At 69.7% G+C, this 11992-nt stretch carries 11 protein-coding genes; 1 reads left to right on the top strand and 10 read right to left on the bottom strand.

From position 1 onward, the window contains the following. Window positions 1-90 precede the first annotated feature (90 nt). From ABZ070_RS30565 to ABZ070_RS30550, 4 genes are read right to left on the bottom strand one after another with little or no spacing between them, the layout of a single operon-like run. Window positions 91-765 (bottom strand): response regulator transcription factor, encoded by a 675-nt coding sequence (locus tag ABZ070_RS30565; protein ID WP_356638577.1) that lies wholly within the window; start codon window positions 763-765, stop codon window positions 91-93. Then, window positions 762-2036, bottom strand: coding sequence for a histidine kinase (locus tag ABZ070_RS30560; RefSeq protein ID WP_356638576.1), 1275 nt, complete (start codon window positions 2034-2036; stop codon window positions 762-764). Before ABZ070_RS30560 ends, ABZ070_RS30565 begins: the two co-directional genes overlap by 4 nt. A gap of 32 nt (window positions 2037-2068) precedes the next feature. Next, window positions 2069-2839, bottom strand: coding sequence for an ABC transporter permease (locus ABZ070_RS30555; RefSeq protein WP_356638575.1), 771 nt, complete (start codon window positions 2837-2839; stop codon window positions 2069-2071). After that, the gene (locus ABZ070_RS30550) at window positions 2836-3792 is read right to left on the bottom strand and encodes an ATP-binding cassette domain-containing protein (protein ID WP_356638574.1); all 957 of its coding nucleotides are present in this window, start codon (window positions 3790-3792) and stop codon (window positions 2836-2838) included. The genes ABZ070_RS30555 and ABZ070_RS30550 overlap by 4 nt, the downstream gene beginning before the upstream one ends. A gap of 132 nt (window positions 3793-3924) precedes the next feature. Between ABZ070_RS30550 and ABZ070_RS30545 the strand changes: the two genes are divergently transcribed. Further along, window positions 3925-4464 (top strand): GNAT family N-acetyltransferase, encoded by a 540-nt coding sequence (locus ABZ070_RS30545; protein ID WP_356638573.1) that lies wholly within the window; start codon window positions 3925-3927, stop codon window positions 4462-4464. A 57-nt stretch (window positions 4465-4521) separates the two neighbouring features. Here ABZ070_RS30545 and ABZ070_RS30540 read toward each other — a convergent pair whose 3' ends face one another. The 6 genes from ABZ070_RS30540 to ABZ070_RS30515 all read right to left on the bottom strand — a co-directional run bounded on the left by ABZ070_RS30540 (window position 4522) and on the right by ABZ070_RS30515 (window position 11662). Then, window positions 4522-6081 carry a type VI secretion protein gene (locus ABZ070_RS30540; protein WP_356638572.1) on the bottom strand — a complete coding sequence of 520 codons (1560 nt, stop codon included), beginning with the start codon at window positions 6079-6081 and terminating at the stop codon, window positions 4522-4524. Window position 6082: 1 nt separating this feature from the next. Next, entirely contained in the window at window positions 6083-7495 is a 1413-nt protein-coding gene (locus tag ABZ070_RS30535) for an ATP-binding protein (RefSeq protein WP_356638571.1), read from the bottom strand. 11 nt (window positions 7496-7506) lie between these two features. Further along, complete coding sequence (locus ABZ070_RS30530) at window positions 7507-9063, bottom strand: SCO6880 family protein (RefSeq protein WP_356638570.1); 1557 nt, start codon at window positions 9061-9063, stop codon at window positions 7507-7509. Then, window positions 9060-10367 carry a hypothetical protein gene (locus tag ABZ070_RS30525; protein ID WP_356638569.1) on the bottom strand — a complete coding sequence of 436 codons (1308 nt, stop codon included), beginning with the start codon at window positions 10365-10367 and terminating at the stop codon, window positions 9060-9062. Before ABZ070_RS30525 ends, ABZ070_RS30530 begins: the two co-directional genes overlap by 4 nt. Next, the gene (locus ABZ070_RS30520; RefSeq protein WP_356638568.1) at window positions 10357-11223 is read right to left on the bottom strand and encodes a hypothetical protein; all 867 of its coding nucleotides are present in this window, start codon (window positions 11221-11223) and stop codon (window positions 10357-10359) included. Before ABZ070_RS30520 ends, ABZ070_RS30525 begins: the two co-directional genes overlap by 11 nt. 130 nt (window positions 11224-11353) lie before the next feature. After that, window positions 11354-11662: a hypothetical protein gene (locus tag ABZ070_RS30515; RefSeq protein ID WP_005315450.1), complete on the bottom strand. Its 309-nt coding sequence runs from the start codon at window positions 11660-11662 to the stop codon at window positions 11354-11356. Window positions 11663-11992 lie beyond the last annotated feature (330 nt).

The following is an 11992-nucleotide window of genomic DNA, read 5'->3' as shown; positions in this document are numbered from 1 at the left end:
GCAGGGGGGACCCTGTGGGAGAGTAGGACGCCGCCGAACAATCATTGTGGGAAAGCCCCGCACCCTCGTGGTGCGGGGCTTTTCTGCGTTTCAGGACGCTTTCACCAGCCGGGTGTCGTACGCCAGGATGACCGCCTGGACCCGGTCCCTGGCTCCCGTCTTCGCCAGAATGCGGCTCACATGGGTCTTCACCGTCGACTCCGCCAGATGCAGCCGGCTCGCGATCTCCGTGTTCGTCCAGCCCTGGCCGATCACCGTCAGGATTTCCCGCTCCCGTTCCGTCAGCCTTGCCAGCCGTGCGTCGACGACGGAAGGCGACGATGCTCCCGGACCGGTCTCCGGGAGATGTTGGACGTATGTGTCGAGGAGACGGCGGGTGAGGCTCGGGGCGACGACGGCGTCGCCGGCGGCCACCGCGCGGATGCCCGAGAGGAGTTCCTCGGGCAGCGCGTCCTTGATGAGGAATCCGCTGGCACCGGCACGCAGGCCCTTGTACGCGTACTCGTCGAGGTCGAAGGTCGTCACGATCAGGACGCGGGTGCGGGAGCCGGAGGCGACGATCCGGCGGGTTGCCTCGATGCCGTCGAGGCCGGGCATGCGGATGTCCATCAGGACGACGTCCGGGTGGAGTTCGGCCACTGAACGCACGGCCTCGGTCCCGTTGCCCGCCTCGCCCACCACCGTCATGTCGTCCTGGCTCTCCAGAAGCATCCGGAACCCGAAGCGCTGCATGGGCTGGTCGTCGGCGATGAGCACGGTCGTCACTGGTCGGGTTCCTTCGGGAGGTGGAGGTGAACGCGCCAGCCTCCGGGAGGCCGACGCAGCGGGCCGGCCTCAAGTGTGCCGTCGTACATGCTGGTTCGCTCCCGCATCCCGGTCAGTCCTCGACCGGCAGCGGCCGATGGTGCAGAAGCACCGGCACCGGTGTCCGTGACCGTCACTGTCACGCCACCGGTCCCGTAGGCCACCTCCACCGTCGCCGTCGCCCGTGGTCCGCCGTGCTTCAAGGTGTTGGTGAGGGCTTCCTGGACCACCCGGTAGACGGCGAGCTGGCGGCCTGCGGCGAGTGAGTCGGGACTGCCGTCGACGGTGAGCCGCACGGGAAGGCCCGCCGCGCGCACGCCCTCGACGAGTTGGTCCAGGTCGTCGGTCAGGGCGGGCTGTGGTGCGAGCGACGCGGCAGCCGGGGTCTCGTCGCGCAGTACGTCGAGGAGCCGGCGCAGTTCTGTCAGGGCCTGGCGGCTGGTGGTGCCTATGGCCTCGAGTGCCTGGGCCGCGCGTTCGGGGGAGTTGGCTGCCGCGTAGGAACCGCCGTCGGCGAGGCCGGTGATGACGGAGAGGTTGTGGCCGATGATGTCGTGCATCTCCCGGGCGATACGTGTGCGTTCCGCGGCTGCCGCGAGCCGGGCCTGCTGGTCGCGTTCGACCTCGAGCTGCCGGGCACGCTCGACCAGGGAGGCCATGTACTCCTGTCGGGAGCGCACCGCGAGGCCCAGCAGCGCAACGAGGGCGAAGCTGTAGAGCATCGGCACGAACTGCTGGTCCCAACTTCCCACCGGGTAGCACGTCGCCCCCACCGCGAGCGGGACGAGCACCGTGCCGAAGCAGACGACCAGGGTGCGCAGCGGCAGGCGCAGCGCGATGTTGAAGACGGCGATCATCTGGAGGAACGACGCCTGCAGATGGGCGCCGCTCGCGCCGTTCGCCAGGGCGAACGGCAGCATCATCAGCAGCACGGCGAGCGGATGGCCGCGACGCCACAGCAGGGGTACGGAGAAGCCGAAACTCATCGCGACGACGAGCCACAGCGGTACGTCGGGGTTGAAGGCGACGTTTCTCCAGCCGCCTGTCGCGTCCACCATCGCGGCGAGCACGAACGCACCGGTGACGTGAAGGTCCCAGACCAGCGGGCGGCGGTTGTCGAAGGCGCGCAGTCGCGCGGTCAGGCGTTGCAGTCGGTGTGTGAGCGGCTGGGCGCCCGTCGACCAGCCCTCCGGCGGAGGGCCGGGCTTCGGTCGGTGGTTCTGCTGGGCCATGCGCACTCCCACATCCTCGTACGTCCCCCGGCTCAGACGTCCCGGCGCCTGAGCATTGCACCGGCGACGGCCAGTGTTCCCGCCGCCCAGAGAACCAGCGCGAGCAGTGCCGCGCCCGGAGACGCGGCGCCTGGCACGGTCCCCGCCGAAGTGAGGGCTTCCAGAGCTTTGACCGGGAAGTAGTCCACGGCGTCCGCCACGAGGTCGGAGGGGATCATCGTGATCACCTCGGGGAGGACCATGACGCCGCCGATGAACGCGCCGATGGCTCCCGGAACCGACCTCAGCAGCGCGCCGAGCCCGAGGGCGACGAGCCCCAGCAACGTGAGGCCTGCGGAACTGCCCACCAGGGCACGGACCACACCCGGGTCGCCGAGCGATGCCTCCTGGTCGGTGCCCGCGAAGAGGAGCTGCGCGGCGGGGAAGGTGACGAAGGCTGTGACCAGGGTGACGGTGAAGGTGACCGCCGCGAAGACCGCGGCCTTGGACCACAGAACCGGCAGCCGGCGCGGCACGGTGGTCATGGAGGCGCGGATCATGCCGGTCGAGTACTCGCCCGCGGTGACGAGGATGCCGAGGACGGCGAAGGCGATCTGCGCGAACTGCAGCCCGATGAGGGTGAGTACGACGGTGTCCATGTCACCGTCTCCGCCGCCGGATTCGTAGGTGCCGCCCATGAGCAGACCGATGCCGAGCGTCAGGGAGCTCGCCGTCAGTAGCGTGACCCAGGTCGAGCGCAGCGTCCGCATCTTGTGCCATTCCGAGCGCAGGACGCGGGCGGGTGTCAGCTGGTAGGTACTCATGCTGCGGCTCCTTCGAGCGAGTCGGCTCCTGCGACAGGGCCGGCCTGGTATTCGACCGCGTCGTGTGTGAGGTCCATGAAGGCCTGCTCCAGCGATGCGGTGACGGGGGTGAGTTCGTAGAGGGCGATGCCGTGCGCGGCGGCGGTGCGGCCGACTGTCCCGCTGTCCGTACCGCGGACGAGCAGCTCGCCTGGACCGGCCGCTTCGACGTCGGTGACCGGGCCGGCGAGGAGCGCGGCGAGTGAGGCGGCCTCGGGGGAGACCACCTTCACGGCCGACGCGCCGGAGTCCCGTACGAACGCTTCGACGGTCGTGTCGGCGAGCAGCCGGCCGCGGCCGATGATGACGAGATGGTCGGCGGTGAGCGCCATCTCGCTCATGAGGTGGGAGGAGACGAGGACCGTGCGACCCTCCGCGGCCAGGGATTTCAGCAGGTTTCGGATCCAGAGGACGCCTTCCGGGTCGAGGCCGTTGACGGGTTCGTCGAGGATGAGTGTCGCCGGGTCACCGAGGAGAGCGGCCGCGATGCCGAGTCGCTGCCCCATGCCGAGGCTGAAGCCCTTGACCCGCTGTCCCGCCACGTCGGTCAGTCCGGTCAGTCCGATGACCTCGTCGGCACGGGCGGCTGGGATGCCATGGGTGTGGGCGAGGGCGAGCAGATGGTTGCGTGCGGTGCGGCCGGGATGGATCGATCGGGCCTCGAGCAGGGCGCCGACCTCCGTGAGCGGCGCCGAGTGTGCGGTGTAGGGGCGTCCACCGATCGTGGAGTGGCCGTGGGTCGGGGCGTCGAGACCGAGGAGCATACGCATGGTCGTGGACTTGCCGGCGCCGTTCGGTCCGAGGAAGCCGGTGACGGAGCCCGGCCTGACGGTGAAGGTGAGGTCCGTGACGACGGTCTTCGCACCGTAGCGTTTGGTGAGTTCGACGGCTTCGATGCCGTGGGGACTGGTCATGTCCCCGACGCTACGGAGCAGGGGCCGGCCGGGCGTCCGACCGGAGTCGGCAGAGCTGCGCCGGGCGTAGTACCGGGGTAGTACAGGGAAACGGCATTGCTCAGGGGTGCAGGTCAGGGCCAGTATCAGGGGATGGAATACGTCATCCGGCGCGTGCGTGCCGAGGAGTGGGCCCAGGCCCGGGACCTTCGACTCGCGGCCCTTCAGGACCCCCTTGCCCCGATCGCGTTCTACGAGTCGCACGAGCAGGCCGTCGCGCAGCCCGACTCCTTCTGGCAGGAGCGCACCCAGGCCGCCGCGGCCGGGGTGGACGTCGTCCAGTTCGTCGCACAGGCTCCGGACGGTCGGTGGGACGGCACGGTGTCGGTGCTCGTCGAGCACGAAGGCGAGTCGCGTATCGGGAAGCCTGCACCGGTCGAGCAGACGCACGTGGTGGGGGTGTTCGTACGGGGGGAGGCGCGCGGCAGCGGGCTGGCGGAGGCGTTGTTCCGGGCCGCGCTGGAATGGTCGTGGGACCGTCAGTCGCCGCCGGTCGAGCGGGTGAGGCTGCTCTTCCACTCGGACAACACGAGGGCGGCGGCGCTCTACCGCAAGGTCGGTTTCGTCCCGAGCGGTGACACGGCTCCCGTGCCGGACGACGAGATGGCACTCGAGTACGAGATCCGGCGGTAGCAGCAGGCCGGCACCCCGGCCGGTCTGCCAGGGGGACGGCCCGGCGGACCGGCGCTCTCAGGACAGCGGCAGCGGCTCGGACCAGCGGGCGCGGGCTTGCTCGACGGAGCGGAGCAGGACGACGGCGGGCATGCCCCGGCCAGGGCCGGTCGCCAGCAGTTCGGGAAGCAGGGGGAGCGGAGCGACGGCCGCGACGTCGTCGAGCACAAGGGTCATTGGTGGGTCGAGCCGACCGTCGGATGACCGTGCGGCCATGCGGCGGCCGTGCTCGACCACGTCTGAGGCGAGTGCCGTCAACAGGGGCATCGCTCCGGGGTGGGTGCGAGGGTCCTCGATCGGTTCACCCACCACATAAAGGGTGCCCGCTTCTTTCACGAATGATTCCAAGGCGAGCGAATCGGTTCGGTTCGGTGCGCACGCCTCGCGGATGTGGACCGAGGAGAGCGCAGAGAACGCGCGGACCACCAACTGCTGGGCGATCTCCCGCCGTTGCGGATGCGCGGTGAGCGCCGACTCGAGCAGACCGGCGAGTCCGGCGGTGGCCTTGGGGTGCGTACGGAGGATGCGGACGGGCTCCTGGGCGCCGCTGCCCTGGGCCCAGCGGTGGACCTGACGGAACGGGCGTCCGTCCACGGCCGCGGCGTGCAGCCAGCAGCGCAGGAGCGTTTCCGCAGTGTCCGCCATGGCGGCGTCGACGAGTGCCCTGGGGCGTACGGGAGCGAGGAGAGCGGCCGCGCGGGCGGCGGCTGACCGGTCGTCCTCGCAGTGGGTGGTCGGCGACCAGTGCAGGCGGGCCGGTGTGTCGCACAGGTGCCCGGGGTCGTAGACGAGCACGGGGCCGAGCTTGGCGCGCGCGTCCTTGGTCTCGGCCCACACCGTGGGGTCGGAGGTGACGACGAGCGCGGGACCCTCTGCGTCCAGGAGAGCCTGGAGGGCGGTGGGGCGCCGTGTGGCGGGGTCGCCGTACAGCACGCGGGGCGTACGGGCGCGGGGAGCGGGGACGGTGGCGAGCGGCGCTATGGGTGGCGGCGCTGCGGGCGGCAGTCCGCCGGCCGGGGGCGCGGCGCCCGGGTCGGGCGCCTCGAGTGCCGTGCCCAGGACCGGGCCGGGGGCAGGCGCCTGCTGCTGCGCGACGGCACGCTCCTGTTGGATGCCCGGTACGTCAGGCACGCGCGGCCGATACGGTTCCGGCTCCGGCTCGCGCCTCCCCTCGCGTACGTCCCTGCCTTCCCGTGCCGCTGCGCGGACCGCGCGCCAGCGGGCCACCGTGCCGAGCGTGAACACCGTCAGCACGATCAGCACCATCAACTGGCCGATCAGCAGCCCCCAGAACAGCCCGTAACCGGAGAGTTCCGCCCGCGGGGTGGCGGGCCAGGCGCCGGCCAGGTCGTGCGGGGCGGAGACCAGTGACCGCATCGCCGTGGGCGTGTGGGTGAAAGTGACGCCGGTCGGCCACGCGCCGTGCGCGAGCAGGCCCGCGAGGCCCGTCGCCGACCAGACCAGCACCGTCAGGCCGAGAAGAAAGCCGAGCAGCCCGACCAACAGGCCGTCGGGGACGCCCCCTTCGCGCCCGCCGCGCTGCTCCCGGCCCCGTTCGTGACGGCCGCCTTCGTACATCTCACGCCACCGTCGACTCTGACGACTCGTCCAAATGCTGCTGTTCGATCAGCTGCGCGCGCTGCTCCGCCTCCCATTCGGCGGCCTGGACATGCTCGGGCACAGCGGGGCCCGAGGACTCCGTCATGGCGCGGTCGGTGAAGACGAGTGGCCGCTCCGCCTCGGTCACCAGGTGTTTGACCACCTGGACGTTGCCGTTGACGTCCCACACGGCGATACCGGGCGTGAGCGTCGGGATGATCTCGACCGCCCAGCGAGGCAGCCCCAGCACCCGACCGGTGGCCCGGGCCTCGTCGGCCTTCTGCGCGTAGATCGTCCGGGTGGACGCCATCTTGAGGATGGCCGCCGCCTCCCGCGCGGCGGCACCGTCCACGACGTCGGACAGATGGTGGACCACGGCCACGAACGACAGACCCAGCCGGCGACCGAACTTCAGGAGTCGCTGGAAGAGCTGTGCGACGAACGGGCTGTTGATGATGTGCCAGGCCTCCTCCACCAGGAAGATGCGCTTCTTCCGGTCGGGGCGGATCCAGGTGTGCTCCAGCCACACGCCCACGATCGCCATGAGGATCGGCATCGCGATGGAGTTGCGGTCGATGTGTGACAGGTCGAAGACGATCAGCGGCGCGTCCAGGTCGATGCCGACGGTGGTCGGCCCGTCGAACATGCCGCGCAGGTCGCCGTCGACGAGACGGTCGAGGACCAGCGCCACGTCCAGGCCCCAGGCGCGTACGTCGTCTATGTCGACGTTCATCGCCTCCGCGGACTCGGCCTCGGGGTGCCGCAGTTGCTCCACGATGTCGGTGAGGACCGGCTGCCGGTCGGTGATGCTCTCGTTGACGAACGCGTGCGCCACCTTGAGCGCGAAGCCGGCCCGCTCGTCGAGGCCGTGGCCCATGGCGACCTCGATGATGGTGCGCAGCAGCGCCAGCTGACCGGTCGTGGTGATCGACGGATCGAGCGGGTTGAGACGGATTCCGCCGTCGAGGGCGGTCATCGGGTCGAGCCGGATGGGAGTTATTCCCAGCTCCTGCGCGATGAGGTTCCACTCGCCGACGCCGTCCTCGCCCTGCGCGTCCAGCACCACCACCTGGCGGTCGCGGAACCGCAACTGCCGCAGCACGTACGTCTTCTCGAGAGCCGACTTGCCGTTGCCGGACTCGCCGAGCACCAGCCAGTGCGGGGCGGGCAGCTGCTGCCCGTACAGCTGGAAGGGGTCGTAGATGTAGCCCTTGCCGCTGTAGACCTCACGGCCGATGATCACGCCCGAGTCGCCGAGGCCGGGCGCGGCGGTGGGGAGGTAGACGGCCTGTGCCTGGCCCGTCGAGGTACGGACGGGCAGACGGGTGGTCTCCACCTTCCCGAAGAGGAAGGAGGTGAAGGCATCCGTGAGGACGGACAGCGGATCTCGCATCACACGGGCCCCTATCGGCGGATGCCGGTCGCGAACGGCAGAGTGTTCACAAAGGCCCGGTGGTGCTCGCGGTCGCACCACTCCAGCTTCAGGTACGACTTGCCGGCGGAGGCCCTGATCGTGCGCTTGTCCCTGGCCAGGGCCTCGGGCGAACGCGACGACACAGTGATGTACCCGACGAGGTTGACCCCCGCCGCACCGCTCGCAAGATCTTCACCCCGCTGGTCGAGCCGACCGTGCGCGGCGATGTCGCGCGGGTCGACGGTCCGGTTCATCTTGGCCGCGCGGCTCGCGTCCGCCTCGTCGTTGGTCTTCTCCGTGAGCATCCGCTCGATGGCGACCTCGGTGGGCTCCAGGTCCATGGTGACGGCGACCGTGCGGATCACATCTGGGGTGTGGACGAGCAACGGGGCAAGGAAGTTGACGCCGACGGGCGTCATCGGCCACTCCTTCACCCAGGCGGTGGAGTGGCACCAGGGCGCGCGGGTCGACGACTCGCGGGTCTTGGCCTGGAGGTAGGTGGGTTCGACGGCGTCGAGCTCGGCCGGCCAGGCGTTCCGTTTTGTCATCGCCTGGATGTGGTCGATGGGATGGTCGGGGTCGTACATGGAGTGGACGAGGGAGGCGAGCCGGGACTGGCCCAGCGGCTGCCGCACCCGGATGTCGGCCTCCGCGAGCCGGGCGCAGATGTCGGTGAGTTCGCGAGCCATGACGACGGCGAGACCGGCGTCCTTGTCGAGCCGCTTGGCGCCGGACGCGTGCCGGGCGGCACGGGCCATGGTGTGCGCCTCGGCGGCCAGGTCGCGGGAGTAGTGCATACAGGCGACGAGGTATGCGCGGTGCTGCTCGCTGGACGTCGACACCATCGACTGCAGCTGCTCGTAGGACTGCTGGAGCCAGGCGGGAGACGCGGCGTTGCCGCGCTGGGCGACGTCTTTGGCGTGCGCGTCGGGATCGGCGGGAAGCGTACGAGCCAGGATCTGAAGGCGTGTCACGAAACCGTCCCCGTTGGCGACATGCTTCAGCAGGGTGCCGAAGCGGTCGACGAGGGCCTCCTGGTCCTCGCTGTCCCGCAGCCCGACACCCGGACCCTCGATCTCGATCGCGGCGGTGACCGTACGGCGGTCGGCGTGCAGCAGTACGGCGATCTCGTCCGGGCCGAACGGCGCGGCCAGCCAATTGATACGGCCGATGCCCGGCGGCGGCCCGACCTCGACCTCCCGGCCGTCGAGACGGGTGCCCGCCTCGACGGCACCGGAGCGGTAGAGCGTGCGGCCCCCGCGGAGCGAACGCTTGTAGCTGCGGTTGATCTCAAACCACTTGTAGAAGGTGCGCTGCTTGTAGGGCACGTACACGGCGGCGAGTGCCAGCATCGGGAAGCCCATCAGCAGGACGATCCGCAGGGACAGGACGGGGACCAGCAGCCCGCTCATCATGCCGAGGAACGCGCCGGCGATGATCAGCGCGATCTCGCCGGTCTCGCGGTTCTTGCCGATGACCGCATTCGGCCGTGCCCGGCCGATGAGGTACGTGCGGCGGGGCGTGATCGGTTGGGACTGGGTCGTCAACGCCGGCCACCTCCTGTGCTGTTGCGATTGCTGTGCGGGGTGCCACTGGTCGGGGCGCTGTTACGCGGCGCGGGCGCGGTGGCGCCAGGGTGCGGGGTACGGCTGCTGTGGGCGGCCACGCCGCCGCTGACGGCGTTGGCCGGGCGAGAACCGCCGCCGCCGTCCCCGCCGGTGTTCTGGTTGCCACGGGTGCTGTGCGTCTTGATGCCCTGCGACACGAGCGCCGCGGGAGAGCTGATGACGGCGGCCGCTTTGCCCTCGGCGCCGTTCTGGATGCGGTTGTTGCGGGACGCGGCGATCTCGTCACCGAAACCGGGGACGAAACGGTAGATCATCGCGGAGGCGAAGATGGCGAGGAGGATGATCGCGAGACCGGAGACGACGGCGGAGAACGAGTTCGGCCCGTCGTCGGCGGAGAGCGCGCCCGCGAGACCGAGCACGATGACGATCACCGGCTTGACCAGGATGATCGCGATCATGATCCCGGCCCAGCGGCGGACATGCCCCCACATGTTCTTGTCGACGAGCCCCGCGTAGACGACGACGCCGAGGAGCGCGCCGACGTACAGCAGCACGGCACGGATGAACAGCTCGAGATAAAGGACACCGGCGGCGAGGATCGTGACGAGCGAGACGACGATCAGCATGATCGGCCCGCCGCCGATGTCGTCGCCCTTCTTGAGCGCGTCGGCGAAGTTCCCGAAGAACATGTCCGTCTGATCGGACGATCCGCCCGCGATGACCTCCGTGACGCTGTCGGTCACGGAAACGATCGTGAAGAGGATGAGCGGCGTGAACGCGGAAGCGAGAACGGTCAGCCAGAGGAACCCGATCGCCTCCGAGACCGCGGTCATGAACGGCACACCCCGGATCGCCCGCTTGGCGACGGCCAGCAGCCACAGGATGATCGTGAGGATCGAGGCGGCGGCGAAGACGATGGCGTAGTGGGCGAGGAAGGTCAGGTTCGTGAAGTCGACGGTCGCGGTCGACTCCACGGCCTGGGACAACTTCCCGATGGTCCACACGGCGGCGTCGGCGCAGCCACGGGCGAGGGAGGACAGGGGGTCGAGGGCGGCGGTGGGGTCGTCGAGGGGGGACCGCCCGGGGTTGGCGGGGCCTTCCCCGTCTTCGCAGTAGTCGCGGGCGGGGCCTGCGATGAGTCCGCAGGGGTTATTGGTCTCACTGGGCGCAGGGCTCGGCGTCGGCTCGGCAGCCGCCCGGGTCGCGAACAGGAACGCAGCGGACTGGACGGCCACCACGGCAGACAGAAACATGCGGGGGCGTGAGCAAGGGTTAACGGGCATACGTGAACCCTCCGAACTCGTTTACTGCTCCAGCGATTTCCTCGGAACCGGAAACGGGATTGTCGCCCGTCACCGGCGTGGGCCCCGTCTTCTGGCTGGTCTCGACGACCTTCCAGTCGGACCCGTTCCACTTCAGCTTGACGCTTACCGTGAACCAGCCGCTCGTCACCGGCTTGGTGGACTTCTCGCCGGTCAACCCGAACAGCCCCATGCACCAGACGTCCACGTCGGCTGCTTCGGCCGAGTAGCTCTGCACCTTGGTGCCAGCGGGCACGGTGCGGTTGACGAAAGTGCTACCGGCCGGGGCGCTGCCGTCCGCATTGAGGCCGATCTGAGCGAGGAAGGCGTCGGAGTAGTCGGCGTCGAACCCCGACTTGAGCCTCTCCAGGGCGTCGGCATCGGCGACGGTCTCGACAATGGTCCGTCGACGGACCTTGTCGAACATGCCGTCCGACCCCAGCGCCACCGCGTAATTCGCCGCCGCGCTCTGCGCCCCCTGCTCGTCCCGCGCGTACCCCGTCGGGATCCCGCCCGCGTCGCCCTTCACCGGACGGACGCCCGTCGGGGCCGTCGGCTGGGCCGACGGGCCCTTGCCGCCGGCTTCGCCGGACGCGCCGTCGTCCCCGCTGCCCCCGCCCTGGTTGGCGAAGGCGATCGCCGCGATCAGCAGGACCACCACACCCACCACCGTGATGAGCGAGCGCGAGCTGCCGCGTCCGGCGCGCCGTGCGCCGCCGTAGACGTCGGTGTCGGTGGTGCCCGGGAGGCGGGTGCGGGTCTGGCCCGAGCCGCCGAAGTCCTCGCTCGTACGGCCGCCCGGCGCGCCGCCGTAGCCGTGATCGTCGCCGAGGCTCATGTCGCCCAGGCCCCCTCAACCAGTGGTGGACGTACTGCTTGCCGGTTCGGCGCGGTGTGGTGACTCGACATCAGGGAGACGCAACCTCGAACGGTGGGCCCGGGCATGCCCGGAGAGGACTGACGGGCGCTTAGACAGCCATCCCGTAGACGATGGTGAACAAGGTCCCCAGTGAGCCGATGATGAAGACGCCGGTCAGACCGGCGACGATCAGGCCCTTGCCCTGTTCGGCGCTGAACGTGTCGCGAAGTGCCGTCGCGCCGATGCGTTGTTTGGCCGCGCCCCAGATCGCGATGCCGAGGCACAGGAGGATGGCAATGGCCATCACGACCTCGATCATCACTCGAGCTTCGTTGCCCAGGCTCCCGAACGGCCCCCAGTTCGGGGCGATTCCGCCGATGATGGTGGTGATGTCGCCTTTTTCGGCTGCCAGGATCATGTAACTCACCGCCCCTGTTGGGTTGTTCGCCGCCCACGCCCCCTCGGCACGGGCCTGGTTCTATCTTCGCTGATGAAACCGCCCGCGTATGCCGACTTGGAGGGTCTCTTTACCCGATCTCCGCACGTATGACCGAACCGGCCGCCCTGACCTGCGGCGGCGCGTCCCGTGTCCGTGCGAGTGTGTGCATGGTTACTCTGTGTATCACGGAGGGTGACTTCGAGCAATGACTGTCGTTGTTCCACCTTTGGGGTGGTTCGCGCCCGGATGTGACGACGGCGGGGCCGGCGGGGGCCCGCGGGTCCCCGCTCCCCGACTCGGTCTATTATG

This window comes from Streptomyces sp. NPDC006283, from assembly GCF_040613325.1.
Classification (GTDB): domain Bacteria; phylum Actinomycetota; class Actinomycetes; order Streptomycetales; family Streptomycetaceae; genus Streptomyces.
This window is presented reverse-complemented; position numbering and strand designations above follow the sequence as displayed.